The sequence below is a fragment of the Mesorhizobium sp. M1A.F.Ca.IN.022.06.1.1 genome, assembly GCF_003952605.1.
Lineage (GTDB): Bacteria > Pseudomonadota > Alphaproteobacteria > Rhizobiales > Rhizobiaceae > Mesorhizobium.
The window spans coordinates 2,618,180-2,635,546 of sequence record NZ_CP034455.1 but is presented as its reverse complement, the minus strand read 5'-3'; the positions used below and the strand labels follow the sequence as shown (position 1 = coordinate 2,635,546).

At 64.2% G+C, this 17,367-nt stretch carries 18 protein-coding genes and 1 pseudogene; 8 read left to right on the top strand and 11 right to left on the bottom strand.

What is annotated here, in order from left to right:
• Nucleotides 1-63: 63 nt before the first annotated feature.
• The 3 genes and pseudogenes from EJ078_RS12495 to EJ078_RS12485 form a co-directional block, all read right to left on the bottom strand.
• Nucleotides 64-900: pseudogene (locus EJ078_RS12495) on the bottom strand (porin); the annotation flags it as partial.
• Nucleotides 885-1,559, bottom strand: coding sequence for a hypothetical protein (locus tag EJ078_RS12490; protein WP_127847053.1), 675 nt, complete (start codon nt 1,557-1,559; stop codon nt 885-887). The gene EJ078_RS12490 and the pseudogene EJ078_RS12495, both read right to left, overlap by 16 nt.
• Nucleotides 1,560-1,809: 250 nt before the next feature.
• Entirely contained in the window at nt 1,810-2,802 is a 993-nt protein-coding gene (locus EJ078_RS12485) for an adenosine kinase (RefSeq protein WP_127217391.1), read from the bottom strand.
• Between the two features lie 261 nt (nt 2,803-3,063).
• Between EJ078_RS12485 and EJ078_RS12480 the strand changes: the two genes are divergently transcribed.
• Together EJ078_RS12480 and EJ078_RS12475 are read left to right on the top strand one after the other, a co-directional pair.
• Nucleotides 3,064-3,966: an EamA family transporter gene (locus tag EJ078_RS12480; RefSeq protein WP_127217390.1), complete on the top strand. Its 903-nt coding sequence runs from the start codon at nt 3,064-3,066 to the stop codon at nt 3,964-3,966.
• Nucleotides 3,967-4,116: 150 nt separating this feature from the next.
• Nucleotides 4,117-4,836: a sulfate transporter family protein gene (locus EJ078_RS12475; RefSeq protein WP_127403206.1), complete on the top strand. Its 720-nt coding sequence runs from the start codon at nt 4,117-4,119 to the stop codon at nt 4,834-4,836.
• A gap of 70 nt (nt 4,837-4,906) precedes the next feature.
• Here the strand turns inward: EJ078_RS12475 and EJ078_RS12470 are convergent, their stop codons facing one another.
• The 5 genes from EJ078_RS12470 to EJ078_RS12450 form a co-directional block, all read right to left on the bottom strand.
• The gene (locus EJ078_RS12470; protein ID WP_127215001.1) at nt 4,907-5,719 is read right to left on the bottom strand and encodes an oxaloacetate decarboxylase; all 813 of its coding nucleotides are present in this window, start codon (nt 5,717-5,719) and stop codon (nt 4,907-4,909) included.
• 74 nt (nt 5,720-5,793) lie between these two features.
• Nucleotides 5,794-6,651: a hypothetical protein gene (locus EJ078_RS12465; protein WP_127215002.1), complete on the bottom strand. Its 858-nt coding sequence runs from the start codon at nt 6,649-6,651 to the stop codon at nt 5,794-5,796.
• Nucleotides 6,652-6,825: 174 nt separating this feature from the next.
• A complete protein-coding gene (locus tag EJ078_RS12460; protein ID WP_127215003.1) occupies nt 6,826-7,485 on the bottom strand; it encodes an HAD family phosphatase in 660 nt (219 codons plus the stop codon).
• A complete protein-coding gene (gene dut / locus EJ078_RS12455) occupies nt 7,486-7,971 on the bottom strand; it encodes a dUTP diphosphatase (RefSeq protein WP_127215004.1) in 486 nt (161 codons plus the stop codon).
• An 84-nt stretch (nt 7,972-8,055) separates the two neighbouring features.
• On the bottom strand, nt 8,056-8,526 hold the full coding sequence (locus EJ078_RS12450; RefSeq protein WP_067003562.1) for an Lrp/AsnC family transcriptional regulator: 471 nt from the start codon (nt 8,524-8,526) through the stop codon (nt 8,056-8,058).
• Nucleotides 8,527-8,642: 116 nt separating this feature from the next.
• Between EJ078_RS12450 and EJ078_RS12445 the strand changes: the two genes are divergently transcribed.
• From EJ078_RS12445 to EJ078_RS12435, 3 genes are all read left to right on the top strand, one after another.
• Complete coding sequence (locus tag EJ078_RS12445) at nt 8,643-8,897, top strand: DUF6356 family protein (protein WP_067324732.1); 255 nt, start codon at nt 8,643-8,645, stop codon at nt 8,895-8,897.
• Nucleotides 8,898-8,913: 16 nt separating this feature from the next.
• Nucleotides 8,914-9,714 carry a class II glutamine amidotransferase gene (locus EJ078_RS12440; RefSeq protein ID WP_127215005.1) on the top strand — a complete coding sequence of 267 codons (801 nt, stop codon included), beginning with the start codon at nt 8,914-8,916 and terminating at the stop codon, nt 9,712-9,714.
• A 162-nt stretch (nt 9,715-9,876) separates the two neighbouring features.
• Nucleotides 9,877-11,250 carry an amidase gene (locus tag EJ078_RS12435; protein ID WP_127215006.1) on the top strand — a complete coding sequence of 458 codons (1,374 nt, stop codon included), beginning with the start codon at nt 9,877-9,879 and terminating at the stop codon, nt 11,248-11,250.
• Here EJ078_RS12435 and EJ078_RS12430 read toward each other — a convergent pair.
• On the bottom strand, nt 11,244-12,317 hold the full coding sequence (locus tag EJ078_RS12430) for an FAD-binding oxidoreductase (RefSeq protein ID WP_127215007.1): 1,074 nt from the start codon (nt 12,315-12,317) through the stop codon (nt 11,244-11,246). The genes EJ078_RS12435 and EJ078_RS12430 overlap by 7 nt on opposite strands.
• A gap of 67 nt (nt 12,318-12,384) precedes the next feature.
• The gene (locus tag EJ078_RS12425; protein WP_164750405.1) at nt 12,385-14,193 is read right to left on the bottom strand and encodes a winged helix-turn-helix domain-containing protein; all 1,809 of its coding nucleotides are present in this window, start codon (nt 14,191-14,193) and stop codon (nt 12,385-12,387) included.
• A 204-nt stretch (nt 14,194-14,397) separates the two neighbouring features.
• Between EJ078_RS12425 and EJ078_RS12420 the strand changes: the two genes are divergently transcribed.
• From EJ078_RS12420 to EJ078_RS12410, 3 genes are all read left to right on the top strand, one after another.
• Nucleotides 14,398-14,679 (top strand): DUF4242 domain-containing protein, encoded by a 282-nt coding sequence (locus EJ078_RS12420; protein WP_067003570.1) that lies wholly within the window; start codon nt 14,398-14,400, stop codon nt 14,677-14,679.
• A gap of 132 nt (nt 14,680-14,811) precedes the next feature.
• The gene (locus tag EJ078_RS12415) at nt 14,812-15,054 is read left to right on the top strand and encodes a DUF1127 domain-containing protein (RefSeq protein ID WP_127215009.1); all 243 of its coding nucleotides are present in this window, start codon (nt 14,812-14,814) and stop codon (nt 15,052-15,054) included.
• 123 nt (nt 15,055-15,177) lie between these two features.
• Nucleotides 15,178-16,770 carry a peptide chain release factor 3 gene (locus EJ078_RS12410; protein ID WP_095780207.1) on the top strand — a complete coding sequence of 531 codons (1,593 nt, stop codon included), beginning with the start codon at nt 15,178-15,180 and terminating at the stop codon, nt 16,768-16,770.
• Nucleotides 16,771-16,855: 85 nt separating this feature from the next.
• Here EJ078_RS12410 and EJ078_RS12405 read toward each other — a convergent pair whose 3' ends face one another.
• On the bottom strand, nt 16,856-17,326 hold the full coding sequence (locus tag EJ078_RS12405) for a VOC family protein (protein WP_067324344.1): 471 nt from the start codon (nt 17,324-17,326) through the stop codon (nt 16,856-16,858).
• Nucleotides 17,327-17,367 lie beyond the last annotated feature (41 nt).

Sequence of the window (17,367 nt, the reverse complement as noted above, 5' to 3'; positions counted from 1 at the left end):
ACTCAAAAGCAAAAAGGCCCGTGGCGATGCCGCGGGCCTTTCTGTTTGGGTCGCAGCTTTCGATCAGAAATTGCGCTGGAAGCGGACGATGCCGCCGACGCTGTCCTTCTTGTCGGCCTTGGTCCAGTTGCCGAACGGAGTGCCGTCGTAGAAGTGGCCGAAGTGGTTCCAGTCGACTTCGGTCGTGATCGTGTAGCCCGGCACGATGGTGTAGGCGACGTTCGCCGCCAAAGCGTAGTTCTTGTCGTCGTCGGCCGAAGCCTGGAGATTGAACGCCGTCTTGTCGTTGAACTTGTAGGTGCCGCCGCCCCAGACGGCCCAATTGCCGCCCCACGGCTTGTAGAAGCCGCGACCGCTGGCATCGATGGCGTTGCCGGCATTGTCATTGAGGTTGTCGTCGGTGCCGTAGCCGCCCATGACGAACAAAGTCAGTTCCTTGCTGACATTGACGTCCAAGCGAACCTTGCCGGCGACTTCCTCGTAATTGCTGTCATAGGCGACGACGCCGGTGATCGCACCCCAGTCGCCCTTGTACTTCAAGCCGCCGACGACGTGAGGAACGTAGCTGTCGATCGTGCCGGTCACGCCGGAGCCCTCTTCGAGCGAGATGACGCCCGAGAAGCCGCCGTCCACATCGAAGTAGTAGCTGACGACGTTGGTGTCCTTGACGCCGTACGGAATGATCGTGTCCTGGATGACATTGCCCGCGTAACCGATGAACTGGTCATAAGGCGTTTCGTCCTTACCGACGCGCAGGCCGCCGAGCTGGATCCAGGCGAAATGCAGGTCGGGCGCCTTGTTGGCAGCGGGGTTGGTGTCAACCTCACCGTTGGAGGTGACCAGGTTCTTGTCACCGAAGTTGAAGCGCGTTTCGGTGTAGGTCTTCAACGTGCCGAGCTCTCGCGCAGCATTTCGATGGGGACGCGGCCATCCAGTTCGGGGCAGGGATGAGCGAGCCAGAACCAGGCCAATCTCGGATTGGTGATGGCCGCCAACACCTCGCTTATGCCGCGAGCCGGCCTGCCGTCGATGAACTGGGCGAGCGGGAAGACATGCTTGCGGCCGCCTTTGCGCAGCGCGACGACCTCAGCGCGCCTTTGCCAGCGGTGCAGCGTCGAGCGAGGTATACGGAACTTCTCTTCCAGATAGGTCGACCCGGCGACCTCGCCGGCCCAGTCTTCGATCAGCATCGACTGCAGCTCGGAGACCCGCTCGGCAAAGGGCCGGGCGATGGGCTTGCCGGCCCCGATCTTCGGATTTTCGTCCCTGCTGCCTGCGTCGCGCGGCTCGGCGCGCGCGATCTTCTCCGCCATCGCGCGGAAGAATTCGGAGGCGAGCCCGGTCCAACTGCCCTTGAAGGAGGTGATGGCAAGCCGCTGCGCCTGCGGCAGGAACGGAAGGGCGGCGGCAACACCGCCGGCCATCGCGGTGGCGCAGATCAGCGCCTCCGCCTCCATTAGGACGCCATGCTGCATCAGAGCCTGTCGCACAGCCTCGGCCACAAGTCCGGCCAAGGCGTCTTGCGAAGTTCCTTCAGGCGGATTCTGAAATCTGGTCATGCATCTGTCTTGCGCGTCGCGCTTCTCCCAAACTGTGCCGTCGTTGAACGGCTACAGCGGAAAGCGGCTATCGCAATGGTGACAGACGCAGCGACCGTGAAGGTTGCTGTCTTGCATTTTTGACACCCCAACTGCTGCGGCCGTCCTGAAATGTCAGTCGCAGAACGCCCAATGTGCCTCTAGGAGCGATCTATGACAGCGGCGCGACAGCCGGGTTCATTTGGCGCCCGACCGGGATGACGCGGCGGAACTAAAGCAGGCCCGCCTGTTCCGCTTCGCGGCGCAGATTCTGGCGCGGTCGCGGGCCGATCTGCTGGATGACCAGCCCGGCCGCCAGCGAGCCGAGGTCGCCGCAGTCCTGGAGGCTGCGTCCGGTCGTGTATCCATAGAGGAAACCGGCGGCATAGAGGTCGCCCGCGCCGGTCGTGTCGACCAGTTCCTTGATCGTGGTCGCGCGGATAGTGACGGTCTCGTCGCCCCGCACGATCACCGAGCCCTTTTCCGAGCGGGTGACGGCGGCGATCTTGCAATCCTTGCGTATCGCCACCAGCGCGTCCTCGAAGGAAGCGGTCTGGTAGAGCGACTTGATCTCGTGGCTGTTGGCGAAGACGATGTCGACCGTGCCGGAGCGCATCAGATCGAGGAACTCGTCGCGGTAGCGGTCGACACAGAAGGAATCCGACAGCGTCATCGACACTTCGCGCCCCGCCGCATGCGCCAGCCTCGCGGTCTGCCGGATCGCTTCCTTGGCGCGCGGCGGATCCCACAGATAACCCTCGAAATAGGTGACCTTGGCGCCGGCCGCCTTGTCGGCCTCGACGTCCTCCGGCCCCAGCTCGACGCAGGCGCCGAGATAGGTGTTCATCGAGCGCTCGCCGTCCGGCGTGACGAAGATCATCGAGCGAGCCGTCGGCGGCTCGCCTTGCAGTGGCTTGGTGTCGAAGGCCACGCCCTGGGCGCGGATATCATGGCTGTAGATGTCGCCGAGCGCATCGTTCGACACCTTGCCGAAAAAAGCGGCGCGGCCGCCGAAGCTCGCCACGCCCGCCGCTGTGTTGCCAGCGCTACCGCCTGAAGCTTCGATCGCCGGTCCCATGCGGCTGTAGAGCAGCTCGGCGCGCCTAGTGTCGATGAGGTTCATCGCGCCCTTGATGATGCCGTTGGTTTCCAGAAAGGCCTCGTCGCATTGCGCGATGATGTCGACAATGGCATTGCCGATGCAAAGCACGTCATATTCCGGCATCAATGTCTCCGCCAACGACTGTCCGGCTTTGTGCCACGCCGGCCGCGCGCGGGTCTAGCGGCTCGCAGCCGCTTTGCCTACCCCGAAAATCGGCACCGGTTTCCGCTTCGCCGACTTCCAGCCGGTTGCTGCGGCAGCCGTCGCGCCGAACTGGACCATATCGTTAGAGGCGACGGCGGCTATGGTTGGAGCGTCATCGAAACATCTAAGCCGTGGTGTGAGCCGCGGACCGTCGAAACAGGCTGAAGGCGCGAAACCACCATGTCCGATAAGACCGAGATGACGACCGAGCTGGCGCTGCTTGGCCTGCTGGCGGCGCTGTGGGGTGCCTCCTACACCTTCATCAAGATCGGCGTCGAGACGATCCCGCCAGTGACCTTCATCGCCGGGCGCACGCTGATCGCCGGCGGCATTCTGCTTGGCCTCATCCGCTGGCGCGGCCTTGTCATGCCGCGGGAGGTGGTCATGTGGCGCCGCTTCATGTTCCAGGCCTGCCTCAACAGCGTCATCCCGTTCACGCTGATCGCCGCCGCCGAACGTTCGATCGACGCCGCCCTTGCCACGATCCTCAACGCGACGTCGCCGATCTTCACCTTTCTGCTGACGGCGCTGATCACCCGCCACGAGCCGGTGACATTGCGCAAGCTGGTCGGCGTCGGCGCCGGCATCGCCGGCATTTGCCTCATCGTCGGCACTGAGGCGCTGGGCGGCATCGGCCATCAGCTCTGGGCGCAGATTGCGGTCGTCGCCGCCACCGTCTGCTATGCCGGCGCCGCCATTTTCGGCCGCAATTTCAGAGGGCTCGACCCGATGGTGCCGGCCGCCGGCTCGATGATCTGCGGCGCCGTGATCCTGATTCCCTTGAGCCTCGTCTTCGACCGGCCCTGGACGTTGGCGCCGTCGACGGCGTCGATTCTGGCGCTCTTCGGGCTTTCGGTCTTCTCCACCGCGCTCGCCTTTTCGATCTTCTTCCGGCTCATCCACACGCTTGGCTCGGTCGGCACCACCTCGCAGGCCTATCTGCGCGTGCCGATCGGCGTCGGCATCGGCGCCGTCTTTCTGGGCGAAAGCCTCGGGCCGAGCGCCTGGTTCGGCATGGGCTTCGTCGTCGTTGGCGTCGCGGCGATGACCATTCCGGCCAGACAGGCCAAGCTTGCGCAATAATGCATATCGCCCAAAAGTGCATGGCGGTTTTGGGAGAACGACATGCATCGAGACAACCTAAGGCGCGTCGACGCGACGCGCTTAGTTGCGCCGCTTAGCAAGCCCGCCTATCTCGGGATCGTCGCTCCTCTGTAAGGGCTTGGACCTGCCGTGATCCTCGATGCCGCCCGCGCTGCCGCCAGCCGGCTGTTCTCACCTGAATTCCGCTCCGTCTTCCTGAAGACGCTGGGCCTGACGCTGCTCGCCTTGGTGGCGCTGTGGTTCGGCATCGAGAGCCTGCTCGAATGGCTGGCATGGCCGTGGCTGCAGACATTTGTGCCCGGCCTGCCGTCCTGGGCAGGATGGCTGAGCGGCATCATCGCCGGCATCCTGTTGGCAATGGGCATGGCGCTGCTCGTGGCACCCGTGACGGCAATCGTCGCCGGGTTGTTCCTCGACGATATCGCCGAGGTGGTCGAGCGCACCGACTATCCCGGCGATCCGCCCGGCCGCGCCGTGCCGGTGCTGCAGTCGCTGGCGCTGGCGTTAAAATTCTTTGGCGTCGTGATCCTCGGCAACATCGTCGCCCTGCTGCTGCTCCTCGTGCCAGGCATCAACCTCGCCGCCTTCTTCATCGTCAACGGATATCTGCTGGGTCGCGAATTCTTCGAGTTCGCCGCCATGCGCTTCCGCCCCGAGGCTGAAGCCAAGGCGCTGCGCCGGAAGTATGCGGGCACGGTATTCCTGGCCGGACTGCTGATCGCGGCCTTCCTTGCCGTGCCGCTGCTCAACCTTTTGACCCCGCTCTTTGCCGCCGCCATGATGGTGCGTCTGCACAAGGCGGTTTCGGCGCGGGACCCGGTCCAGCCCAATTCCAGGAAAAGTGCGTAGCGGTTTTCCGTCCGGAAATGCGCAACAAGGGGATAGAGCGGTTCGGTGTTTCCGTGAAACGCTGAACGCTCTAATCCTGCTCGGTACCGCCCCCGCGGAACAGCGCCTGCAGCTTGCCGAACGGCATCGCCGAACGGGTGAAGCCGAAGGTGCCGTCCTGCTGGATTTCCCGCGCAGCGGTTTCCAGCATGCCAAAGGCGAAATTCGTCAGCCATGGCCCGAGCGAGACGCGTTTGACCCCGGCCGCGGCAAGGTCGGCCACGGTGAAGCCGGGCCGCGCCATGACATTGACCGGCTTGCTGACCGCGGAGCAGACCGTCCGCACCGCGTCGATGTCGCTCAGGCCCGGCGCATAAAGCACGTCGGCGCCGGCTTTCTCGAAAGCCTGCAGACGCTTGATCGTGTCGTCGAGATCGGTCTTGCCCCAAAGGAAATTCTCGGCCCGCGCGGTGAACACGAAATCGTGCTTCAGGGCGCGCGCCGCCTCGGCGGCCGCGGCGACGCGTTCGACAGCATGCGAGAACTCGTAGATTGGATACTCTAGATCGCCCGTATGGTCCTCGATCGAGCAGCCGGCAAGGCCCGCGGCTTCCGCCGCGAAGATGGTTTCTGCCGCCTGCTCGGCGCTGTCGCCCTTGCCGCGCTCGAGATCGGCCGAAACCGGCAGGTCGGTTGCCGCCGTCACTTCGCGGCAATGGTGGATCATGGCCTCGAACGTCACGGCGCCGTCGGGCAGGCCGCGCGAGAAGGCGAAGCCGGCACTGGTCGTGGCCAGCGCTTTGAAGCCGAAGGAAGCCAAAAGCTTAGTCGTGCCGACATCCCAGGGATTGGGCATGACGAAGGTCGAGGCGTGCAGATCGCGAAAAATCTTGCCCTTGTCCATGGCGGGTCCTCAATCATGGGTCGTGCCGGGAATTTATCGCGGTCGCCCCGCTCGGGCAAACGAATGCGCTCGGCTCAGAAGCGTTTCTCGTTCTCTGCTGACAACCGTTTGAGGGCGTCTGAACCCGCCACGTAGCGCGACGTTTTCTTATCCCAATGATAGATGGCTGAAATGTCCTTCGAGGACGCCTCGGGCGCCTCATCGTCGCAGCTTTCGCCGCTTGGTATCGTGGCGTCGGTCACCGTCACCTTGACGGCTGCATGCGGCCGGCCGTCGGCAACGGCCTTAAAAGCGATGTCCTGCTTGCGGCTGTAGGTGCATAGCCTTTCATCGAACGTGTAGATCATGTCGATCAGTTCGAACTTGTCGTTGCGCACCATGATCAGCGGCGTGATCACATAGCCATGGCTGGAATTGAAATGCGTGCTCATGGTGATGAGGATATCGTCACCGGCGCCGACCGACAGTTTGTTCGGTTCGCGAAAATAGGTGCTGCGATCGACGGCGACATTGACCGCGTCGAGCAGCGCCGGCTTGCCGCCGGTCAGATCGTAGAGCGCCAGCACCGCATAGCCCTCGGCGCTGTCGGGAGAGTCGCCGAGATCGAACAGCATGGTCAGCCGGTCCTTGCCGCCGGCCTTGATGGCAAGCACCGCAGCATTGGGCAGGCTTGACGTTTCAGGCGGCGAGCCACCGCTGTCCGGACCGGCGACGTGGCGCATTTCGATCGGCAAGCCGCCGCGGTAGAAGCCGTCGGCGTTCAACGCCAGATCGGGGATGACCATCCTGGCGAGGTCGAGATAGGTGACGTCCTTGTGGCCCGGGATGGCGCTGGCAAAGTCCGGAAAGCTGACATTCTCCGCGCTCGCCGGGCCCCAAAGCCATGACAGAAGCACAAGAGCGAGGGCGAGGCGAAGCAGGGTGAATTTCATGGGGTGGGAGCCGCCGGCTGTTTGACGGCTGCACGCTAGCACGGAAGATTTCGCCGAACAGCCCGGAGCAATTCCAGGAAGAATGTGAAACAGTTTTCCGTCCGGAATTGCGTAAAAACAAGTAGCTGGAGCGGGTCGGCAATTCGACGAAAGCGGAACCGCTCCAGTGTCCGATCAAAGGATCGGCACCAGTCCTGCGAGGTCGCGCATGTCGTCGAACAGGACGCCGCCGGCTTCCGCCAGCCCGTCGCGGTCCGAGAATAGATCGGCGTGATAGGAAAACACGCGCATGCCGGCGGCAATGCCGGCCTGGGTGCCGGCGACGCTGTCCTCGATGACGATGCAGTCGGCCGGCGCGAAGCCCATCGTCTTTGCCGCATGCAGGAAAAGGTCCGGGAACGGCTTGCCGCGCCCGACCATGGTCGAGGAAAACATGGCGTGCTCGAACAGCGGCAACAAGCCGGTCTGCCCGAGCGTGATATGCATCTTCGAAACCCGCGCCGACGAGGCGACGCAATAGGCAATACCGGCGGCGCGCACCTTTTCGATGAAATCGCGCACGTGAGGGATCGCCTCGACGCCATGCGCGAATAGATCCGGCAGGCCGGCGTTCCAGCGTTCGACGAAGTCGGCGCCGAGCCGGGCCTCGGTCGCCTCTTCGATCTCTTTCTGCACCGAGGCCATGCTGCGGCCCGAGAAGGTCTTGCGGCAATATTCGAATGTGATTTGAAAGCCCGCTTCACAAAGCCAGTCGGCGAGGCGCCGATTGGCAAGGTTCTCGGTGTCGACCAGAACCCCGTCGCAATCGAAGATGACCAGTTTTGGGACTTGCATTTAGGCGGTGCCGGTCGATCCGAAACCGCCGGCGCCGCGCGCCGTGCCGCCGGCGAGCGCCCGTTCTTCGCTGGCCACCTGCGTGACTGCCGCAAACACGATCTGCGCGATCCGCATGCCGCGCGTCACCGCGAAGTCCTCATCGCCAAGATTGACGAGCAGCACTTTCACCTCGCCGCGGTAATCGCTGTCGATGGTGCCGGGCGTGTTGAGCACGGTCAGCCCATGTTTGAAGGCGAGGCCGGAGCGCGGCCGCACCTGGCCTTCCATGCCTTCCGGGATTTCCACGATCAGCCCGGTCGGCACCAGCCCGCGTTTTCCGGGCAGGATAAGCAGCGGCCGGTCTTCCGGCACCGCGGCTCGCAGGTCCATCCCGGCCGCGCCCGCGCTTTCATAGGTCGGCAGCGGCAAGCCCTCGCCATGCGGAAGCCTGACGAAACCGACGGTGGGGCCGATGACCGAGGAAGGATAGACAGCCGTGCGCATGAGCCCATTCCTATCGGCGCGGCTGCCGATTCGGTCAACCCGGCCGCGACGCTATCAACGCCTTTCTTTCAATGCGGTTCCGCGTCAGCGCAACTCCACCGGAACGACGGTCGTCTCCTTGATCTCCTCCATGACGAAGGAAGCGGAGACGTCCGACAGCGGCACCTTGGCGATCAGCCGCTGATAGAGCCTGTCATAGGCTTTCACGTCGGCGACGCGGGCTCTCAGCACATAGTCGAGGTCGCCCGACATGCGGTAGACGCCGGTGATCTCCGCAAAGCCCGTCACCGCCGCCCGGAACTTTTGCAGCCAGTCCGGGTCGTGGTTCGACGTGCGGATCAGGATGAACACCGAAAGCCCGAGTCCAAGCTTGTCGGCATCGACCAGCGCCACGCGCCCAGTAATGACGCCCTCCTCCTCCAGCCGCTTCACGCGCCGCCAGCAGGCGTTGCGGGACAAGGCCACGCGCTCCGACAACTGGTCGACGGAAAGCGTGCCGTCGCGCTGCAGTTCGGCCAGCAATCTCCGATCAGTTTCGTCGATATCATATGCCATTCTTGGGATAAATGTCCCAAAATAGGGCTAGACACAAGGACAATTTGGGATCGATGAACCTTTAACTCGTGGCAAGATACACAATATCGGGGCTCATCCCAGCAGGAGGGATCACCATGACGACGCGGTTTTCGGCGCTCTTTACGTCTCACCCGGCCAAGGTTGGCGAGACCTATTTCGGCCATATGGCCTTCGCCGCCTGGTTCTGCTCTCGCCTGTCGATGGCCGCGGGCGCCGCCCTCGTTCACGCTTTCTTGCCATTTCTGTTCGAGACTACCGCCAGCCGAATCGTCCGTGAGCTCTATGAGCGCACGAACAACAGAGGCTCACACGCGGTGAAGGAGCCTCGGGCTCTGATGGATCGCGCCTGATAAATGGTGGAATGCGATGTGCCGGTGGGCGGCCTATCTCGGTGAAGCGGTCTTCCTCGAAGACATCGTCACCTCGCCCTGCCACTCGCTGATTGCCCAGAGCCACTGCGCCCAGGAGGCCAAGTCGCCGACCAATGGCGACGGTTTTGGCCTCGCCTGGTATGGCGACCGTCCCGAGCCCGGCCTTTACCGCGACATCCTGCCGGCCTGGTCGGACCACAATCTGAAAAGCCTCTGCCGGCAGATCAAATCAGGCCTGTTCCTCGCTCATGTGCGCGCCTCCACCGGCGGCGCGACCAGCCGCATGAACTGCCATCCCTTCGTCTCCGGCCGCTGGTCGTTCATGCACAACGGCCAGATCGGCGGCTTCGAAAAAATCCGCCGCGCGCTTGAAAATTCGCTGTCGGATGCTGTCTTCGACCAGCGCGAAGGGACGACTGATTCCGAACTCTTCTTCCTGCTGATGCTCGACGAAGGGCTGTCCGCCGACCCGCAAGGCGCGGTAGCCCGCGCCACCAGCCGCGTTCTCGAGGCTTCGCGCCACGCCGGTCTCGAACCCTCCCTGAAGCTGACAGCGGCATTTTCCGATGGCGAGGCGCTCTACGCCGTGCGCTACGCCACCGACGGCCAGGCGCCAACGCTCTATACCGGCGCATTCGCGAGCCGCGCCGGCCGCTGCATCGTCTCCGAACCGTTCGACCGCGACGGCGGCGAATGGCAGGCGATCCCGCCGTCGAGCTTTGTCACCATGACAAGGGACGGCACAAACATCCGGCCGTTCGCGCCGACCGTTGCTAAGTTCGCGTTGGCCGTCTAGCTCCAAACGTAGCGAAGGTCGCGGGACAGCGCCGCCCTGACCACAGGTGGGCGCAATTTCGATCAAGCACCGCTGTCCTAACAATGCTGAATTCGGCTTGAAGCCGCGGTCTCATCCGCCATGTTCAAGGCGCAGCGCGGCAAGCAGCCGGAGTGCAGCACCATGGACATCGGATTTTCCTCGACTACCGAACTCGCGGCAGCAATTGCCCGCCGGAGAATCTCGGCCGTGGAGGCGCTCGACGCGCATCTGGCGCAGATCGACCGGCATAACGAAGCTCTGAACGCCGTCGTCCTCCTCGATCGGGAAGGCGCGCTTCAGCGTGCCCGAGAAGCCGATGCGGCACTGGCCCGCAGCGCCGCGCTCGGCCCGCTGCACGGCGTGCCGTTCACGCTGAAGGATGCGCACGAGACCGCTGGCATGAAGACGACGGTCGGCTTCCCGCCATTTGCCGACAACGTTCCCAAGCAGGACAGCCCTGTGGTTGCCAGGCTAAAGAGAGCCGGCGGCGTGCTGGTCGGCAAAACCAATGTCGCCACCATGCTGGGCGACTGGCAATCTGACAATCCGCTGTTCGGCCGCACCGGCAACCCTTGGGATCCGTCGCGCACAGCGGGCGGCTCCAGCGGCGGCGCTGCGGCTGCGGTCGCGACGGGCATGATGCCCTTCGAGGTCGGCACCGACATGCAGAATTCCATCCGCTTGCCCGCCGCCTTTTGCGGCGTCTACGGCCTGAAGCCGACCGAGCATCGCGTCTCGCTGGCCGGCGCTTTTCCCGATCCGGGCGGCATTCCGCGCAGCGTCCGCTTGATGTCCTGTGTTGGGCCGATTGCTCGCAATCTGGAGGACCTGGCGCTGATTTACCGGATCATTGCCGGTCCGGACGGCGGCGATACCGATCTGGCGCCGGTGCCGGTTGATCCCATACCGAGGCTCGAGCTGAAATCGCTGCGCATCGCCTTCGCCGGCACCTTCCGCGGCTTTCCGGTGGCCGCCGAGATCGGCGCCGCGGTCGAGAGATTGGCTGCTAGGCTGGCTTCCGCCGGCGCGCACGTCGAGGAAGCCAAACTGCCGAAGCTCGACCTGCATGATGATCTCACCGAGGGCGGCAAGTTGATCGGCATGATGCTGGAGGCAGCGCAACCGGAACCGCCGGAACAGCCTGCGCCGGTGTCGCGCTGGTTCGCGGCGCTCGCTCGCCGCGACCGGTCGATTCTTGCTTGGGAGCGGTTCTTCGAAAGCTGTGATGCCTTGCTTTGCCCGGTCGCCATGACAACGGCCTTTCCGCACTGCAAGCCAGGCAGCCCGCTGAAGGTCGACGGCAAGGACGAGAGCTATTGGATGCTGCCGGCCTATGGCGCGGTCTTCAATTATTCCGGCCATCCGGCGCTGGCGATACCAGGCGGGCAGGACAGCAACGGGTTGCCCATCGGCCTGCAACTGGTCGGCAAGCGCTGGTCGGAGGCGAGACTGCTCGGCGTCGCTGCGGCGATCGCGCCGCTGACCGACGGGTTTCGCCGGCCGCCGGGCTACTGAGCGAAGCGCGACAGCGCATAAGGCGCGAGCAATGGATCGCGCTCGCCATCGACGATTTCGCGGGCCGCAAACAGGCCGATGGCGGGTGCCAGCGTGATGCCGGAATGGGTGACGGCGGCATAGACGCCGCCTACGCCGTCGGCGCGGCTAACAATTGGGAAACCATCGATCGGAGTAGGACGATAGCCGACTGTGTGGAAATCGTACTCCAGCCCGTCGGCGCCGCGCAGCATCGCTTTCACCGCTTCGAAAAGCTCAAGCGCGGTTGCCTCCGGGTTCTCGCCCGGATCGCCGCCGCCAAAATCCGAGCCGGCGATGATCCGGCCATCGGCCGTCTGCCGCATATGCAGCCTCTCGGCCAGCACCAGGCCGTTGAGGAGCTTCCTGTAGGGTCGCGAATGCACGATCAGACCGGGCGGCGTCTTGATCGGCAACTGGACGCCTGCCGTCGCGGCGATCGCCGGGGCGCCGGCGCCGGCGGCGATCACCACCTCGTCGGCGGCGATGGTTTCACCCGCAACGACGACGCCGGTGAGCCTGCCGCCGGATAGAGTCAGTCTATCGACAGTCCCGGTAATAAGCCGCGCGCCGCGCCGTTCGGCGTCCGCCAGCAGCGCCGTTGCGGTCGCCACCGGCTCGGCCACGCCTTCCTCGGCGACATGAAGCGCAAAATCGGGAAGCTCGGTCAGGTTGGGCTCGATCCGCGCCGCCTGCTCGCGGCCGACCCGCTCGATGCCGTAGCCCCAGGACGCATGCTCGGCCGCATAGGCTTTGAGCTTGTCCGCCGGCAGGTCCCAGCACAGGCCGCCGCACCAGGCAAGCGGCAGGCCCGGCAGATCATTCGCCAAGCGTTTCCACTCGTTCATCGCCCGGATGCGCAGCCGGAAATAGGTCTCCGGATTGCCCCAGCTTGCGTTGATCCAGGCGAAGGAATTGGGCGTCGCGACGCCGCCGGCGCCGCTTGTCGAGACGACCGTCACCCTCGCTCCAGCCTTCGCCAGATGCCAGGCGATCGATGCGCCGATGATGCCGGCGCCGATGACGATGACTTGTTTTGCGCTGCTCATGCCATGACCTTCAGAGGAGATTTCCCCGTCATGCCATCGCGCCGGCCAGACCTCAAGCGAGAAGCGGCTACGCGCCGCCCATCGCTATCTGCTGCGCGCCGGCAAGCAGGCCCGTCATCTCTTCGCAGAGCCGCATGAGCCGTGAAGAGTCGACCTTCTTCGCTACCGCCAACGCTGTGCCGAGCTCCAGCTCCGCGCCGGCACGATCGCCGAGCTGGATGAGCAGCGCCGCGAGCGCAAGCCTGGCATCGGCGACATTGACCGGCGAGCCGACCTCGCTCCAGCGCGAGCATGCAGTCTGCAACTCCCGAACAGCCTCGGTGGGGCGGTCTTCCCGTATGAAAAGTTCAGCCTTGGCCTCGGCGGACAGCGCCCGGATGGAGGCCATCGGCCAGCGCTGCGGCTGGCTCTCCAGCTCGGTGATAACTTCTTTTGCGCGCTCGAGACGATTGGTGCGCGCCGCCACCTTGGCGAGAGTGGCAAGGACCATGCCTCGCCGCTGCAGCGTCGGCCAGCCGTTTCCGACCAGGGAGCGCTCGAGAGCGCTGAAGGCGGCCTCGGCCTGGCCTTGCTCCAGCTGCAGCAGCGCCAGGCCGGGCTGCGGATCCCAGCCGGCGGCATGGGACGCCCGATAGGCTGTTTCCGCCTCGGTGAGATCTCCGGCGGCCAGATGAATGTCACCCAAGACACGCAGCGCATCGCCCGTCGCCCAGGGGGCGTCGACGGCGAGCTGGTCGAGCGCGGCGCGTACCAGCGCCTCAGCCTCCTTCAGCGTGCCGTGAACGCCGAGCACTTCGGCGCGATGCAGCCGGCAAGAGCCCGACAGATCCTCAAGCCCATGTCCCCTGCACCAGTCCTCATAGCCGAGGGTCCATTGGTTGGCCCTCGCCCAGTCGCCAAAATTCCGGCAGGCCCAAAGTATGTTGCAGTATAGAATGCCGCCGACGACCGGGTCCACGTCGCTGGAGAGGCCGAGCGCGGCGGCGAAATCCTGATCCTCCTGGCCGGATTTGGTTTCACCGAGGCAGAGCTTGAAAAAGCCGCGGTAGATCAGCCCAAGCGACTCCACGACCGGATCTTCGAGATCTCTGCCAACCGCGAAAGCCTGTTCGGCAAGCGCAAGCGCCTGCTCCGGCTCGGCTTCCGCGCCCATGATGCGCGCGCCCATCCAGCACCACAGGCCGTGCTCCCTGCTGTCGGTTGCGCCATCGATCAGCTGTGCCGCCCGCTTGTGCCAGCCCTTGGCGACGGCAAGTTCCCCTCTCTCCAGATGAACCCTGGCCAGGCCGACTGCCGGGGACGCCGCTCGCAAGCGCTCGCCGGCCACGCCGTAGGCAGTCACCGCGCGCGCCAGAAGCGGGATGGCTTCAGCCGGGCGCCCCATGCACTCCAGCGCAAGTGCCCATTCCTCGAGATCGGCCGTCAGCAGCTCGCCAGCGGCATCCGCTTCGGTGAAGCAGGCCGCGGCCTCGTGCCATTTTCTGACAGCAACAGCTTCGCGTGCCGATAGAACCGGTGAACCGGGGCTCGAAAGCTTGCCGCCCGCGCCGGCCGGCCCGTTCGCCGAAATGGGCGGCAGGTCGAGGCAAATCCGGTAGCCGAAGCGGGGCAGGTTGCGCAGCGCCGTTTCCATGCCGCCCTGGCGAAGAACGCCGCGGGCAAGGCTAGCCACGCGCTGCAACGAAGCTTCCGTCACCGTCACGCCCGGCCATAGCGTTTCAAGCAATTCGTCTTTGCTCATGGCCCGGTCCCGGTGCCGCAGCAGCATGGCGAGGAAATCGAAGACCAGGGGCTGCACCTCGATCTCGCTTCCGGCGAGACGGAGGGCGCGAGCGTCCTCGTTAAGCTCGAAGTCGCCGAAGCAATAAGTTCCCATCGGCAGCAATCCTGTAACGGCAGTAGGCAAAGGATCGGAAGAAGATAAGGACGGCGTAAGGACTGTCGGCCGCCTCTTGCGCAATTCTCCGTCTGCCCGGCGAGCCATGCTGCAGTTTAGCTCAGCGGCCCCGGGAATGTCACCGGCATCGAATCTGGTCGAGCGTCCGGAGGCATTTGAACCCAAGATCAAGGAGATTGCGAAATGCAGAAATACATCATCGAACGTGAAATTCCCAAGGTCGGCACCTTCGAGCGCGAGCAGCTTCGCGACGCCTCCAAGGCCTCGAACGCCGTTCTCGCCGAGCTCGGCCCGGACATTCAGTGGGTCGAATCCTTCGTCGCGGATGACAAGACCTTCTGCGTCTACCTCGCCAAGGACGAGGCGATCATTCAGCGCCACGCCAAGATGAGCGGCTTCCCGGCCACCAAGATCACGCAGGTGAAGCGCCTGTTCGATCCGACGACGGCATACGCCGCCGCCTGACGGGGCGACCGATCGTGAAGTGCCTGCAGGCCAGCTGCGAGCACGATCGATCCTGATCTTCTGTCGGCCAAACCTTCGGGAGGGCCAGTCTGGCCCTCCCGATTTCATCATTCCAACAGAGGAGGATAAACCATGACCATCCTTGGACAGGAGCTTGCGGCCAACCACTCCGCGCTCGGACGGTTCCTCGTTGCGATCTTCGAAATCTGCCGTTCCGGCGGAGGCGTGCTTGCGCGCATCCTGCGAAATCGCAGGGGTCGGGCCACGCTGTACGAATTGCCGGACTATCTGCTGCGCGACATCGGCATCGAGGGGGCGGAGATACGTTTAGCTACCCGGTTGGGCCGCCAGGACCGTCATCGCGAGCGAACCTGAACGGCCTAAGGTTCCTGTCAGGCCACATCGACTACGCTGTTCGGCGGTGCCAGTCTGCCCGAAACTGTCGACACGCCCAAAATGCGCTGCTAGAAGCCCGCGCCACAGACAGGATTCCAAAAATTGGCAGAAGACATCGAACAGGCGGTATCGCGCCGCCGCACTTTCGCGATCATCGCCCACCCCGATGCCGGCAAGACCACGCTCACCGAAAAGCTGCTTCTGTTCGGCGGTGCCATCCAGCTTGCCGGCGAGGTCAAGGCCAAGAAAGATCGCATCCAGACCCGGTCCGACTGGATGAAGATCGAGCGCGAGCGCGGCATCTCGGTCGTCACCTCGGTGATGACCTTCGAATATGACGACAACGTCTTCAACCTGCTCGACACGCCCGGCCATGAGGATTTCGCCGACGACACCTACCGCACGCTCTCTGCGGTGGATTCGGCCGTCATGGTCATCGACGCCGCCAAGGGCATCGAGCCGCGCACGCTGAAACTGTTCGAGGTCTGCCGGCTGCGCGACATCCCGATCATCACCTTTGTCAACAAGATGGACCGCGAGAGCCGCGATCCGTTCGAAATCCTCGACGAGATCGAGCAGAAGCTGGCGCTGGACACAGCACCGGTTACCTGGCCGATCGGCCGCGGCAAGACCTTTTCGGGCACCTATCACCTGGCGCAGAACGCGGTGCGCCGGAGCGATGACGAGAAGGAGCGCACGCCCGTAAACGGCCCGGATTCCAACCGCGTCGCCGGGCTTTTGCCGGAAAACGAGCGCAACGACTTCATCGAGGAACTGGAGCTCGCGCGGGAAGCGTGCAGACCTCTCGACATAGACGCCTTCCGCGAAGGCCATCTGACGCCGGTCTATTTCGGCTCGGCGCTGCGCAATTATGGAGTGCGCGACCTGATCGAGGCGCTCGGCGCCTACGGGCCGCCGCCGCGGGCCCAGGCAGCCGATGAACGCACGGTCGAGGCGACCGAGGGGAAGATGACCTCCTTCGTCTTCAAGATCCAGGCCAACATGGACCCCAACCATCGCGACCGGATCGCGTTCGTCCGCGTCTGCTCCGGCAAGCTGGAGCGCGGCATGAAAGCCAAGCTGGTGCGCACCGGCAAACCGATGAGCCTCTCGGCGCCGCAATTCTTCTTCGCCCGCACCCGCGTCACCGCCGACGAGGCCTTCGCCGGCGACGTCGTCGGCATTCCCAATCACGGCACGCTGCGCATCGGCGACACGCTGACCGAGGGCGAGGAGATCCTGTTCCGCGGCGTGCCGAACTTCGCGCCGGAAATCCTGCGCCGTGTCCGCCTCGGCGATGCGATGAAAGCCAAGAAGCTGAAGGAAGCGCTGCATCAGATGGCCGAGGAGGGCGTCGTGCAGCTGTTCTCGCCTGAGGACGGCTCGCCGGCCATCGTCGGCGTTGTCGGCGCGCTGCAGCTCGATGTTCTGAAGGAGCGGCTTAACATCGAATACACGCTGCCGGTGGATTTCGAGATGTCGCGCTTCTCCGTCTGCCGCTGGATCTCGGCCGACGACAGGGCGGATGTGCAGCGCTTTATCGAGGCGCATCGCGGCGACATCGCCCGCGACCTCGACAACGATCCTGTCTTCCTCGCCCAGCACGCCTTCTCGCTCAACTACGAGGCCGAGCGCTGGAAAGCGATCCGCTTCGCCGCGGTCAAGGACTATCAGGTCCGCGACAAGGCGGCGTGATTGTGGTGAATAGTGGATAGTGAATAGTGAATAGTAGTCGTGCATTCTCACCAGTCGCCATTCACCGTTCACTACTCACGCGCAATCACCCCTTCGCCGCTTCCTCGATCGTGGCGATGTCGATCTTGCCCATCTGCATCATCGCCGACATCACTCGCCCGGCCTTCGCTCTGTCGGGGTCCTGAAGCAGGCGCGGCAGCTGCTCCGGCACGACCTGCCAGGAAACGCCGAACTTGTCCTTCAGCCAGCTGCAGCGCCCCGGTTCGCCGCCGCCTTCGGTGAGTCTGGCCCAGAAATAATCGACTTCTTCCTGCGTTTTGCAGTCGATCGACAGCGACATCGCCTCAGTGAACTTGTATTGCGGCCCTCCGTTGAGGGCTTGGAACTGTACCCCGTCGAGCTCGAACGAGGCGACCAGAACCTGGCCTTCCTGGGGATGGCCCTTGGGCCAGCGCGTGACGCTAAGCACCTTCGAATTCTTGAAGATGGCGACGTAGTGGTTCATAGCCTCCTCGGCCTGGCCGTCGAACCAAAGGAAGGTGGTGATCTTCTGCATATTTTGCTCCTCCGACTTGTTCAGGTTGGCTCCATCATCAA

Coding starts and splice junctions, on each gene's coding strand:
- EJ078_RS12490 (WP_127847053.1), bottom strand. CDS start 1,559: ATGACCAGATTTCAGAATCCGCCTGAAGGAACTTCGCAAGACGCCTTG.
- EJ078_RS12485 (WP_127217391.1), bottom strand. CDS start 2,802: ATGCCGGAATATGACGTGCTTTGCATCGGCAATGCCATTGTCGACATC.
- EJ078_RS12480 (WP_127217390.1), top strand. CDS start 3,064: ATGTCCGATAAGACCGAGATGACGACCGAGCTGGCGCTGCTTGGCCTG.
- EJ078_RS12470 (WP_127215001.1), bottom strand. CDS start 5,719: ATGGACAAGGGCAAGATTTTTCGCGATCTGCACGCCTCGACCTTCGTC.
- EJ078_RS12465 (WP_127215002.1), bottom strand. CDS start 6,651: ATGAAATTCACCCTGCTTCGCCTCGCCCTCGCTCTTGTGCTTCTGTCA.
- EJ078_RS12460 (WP_127215003.1), bottom strand. CDS start 7,485: ATGCAAGTCCCAAAACTGGTCATCTTCGATTGCGACGGGGTTCTGGTC.
- dut (WP_127215004.1), bottom strand. CDS start 7,971: ATGCGCACGGCTGTCTATCCTTCCTCGGTCATCGGCCCCACCGTCGGT.
- EJ078_RS12450 (WP_067003562.1), bottom strand. CDS start 8,526: ATGGCATATGATATCGACGAAACTGATCGGAGATTGCTGGCCGAACTG.
- EJ078_RS12445 (WP_067324732.1), top strand. CDS start 8,643: ATGACGACGCGGTTTTCGGCGCTCTTTACGTCTCACCCGGCCAAGGTT.
- EJ078_RS12440 (WP_127215005.1), top strand. CDS start 8,914: ATGTGCCGGTGGGCGGCCTATCTCGGTGAAGCGGTCTTCCTCGAAGAC.
- EJ078_RS12435 (WP_127215006.1), top strand. CDS start 9,877: ATGGACATCGGATTTTCCTCGACTACCGAACTCGCGGCAGCAATTGCC.
- EJ078_RS12430 (WP_127215007.1), bottom strand. CDS start 12,317: ATGAGCAGCGCAAAACAAGTCATCGTCATCGGCGCCGGCATCATCGGC.
- EJ078_RS12425 (WP_164750405.1), bottom strand. CDS start 14,193: ATGGGAACTTATTGCTTCGGCGACTTCGAGCTTAACGAGGACGCTCGC.
- EJ078_RS12420 (WP_067003570.1), top strand. CDS start 14,398: ATGCAGAAATACATCATCGAACGTGAAATTCCCAAGGTCGGCACCTTC.
- EJ078_RS12415 (WP_127215009.1), top strand. CDS start 14,812: ATGACCATCCTTGGACAGGAGCTTGCGGCCAACCACTCCGCGCTCGGA.
- EJ078_RS12405 (WP_067324344.1), bottom strand. CDS start 17,326: ATGCAGAAGATCACCACCTTCCTTTGGTTCGACGGCCAGGCCGAGGAG.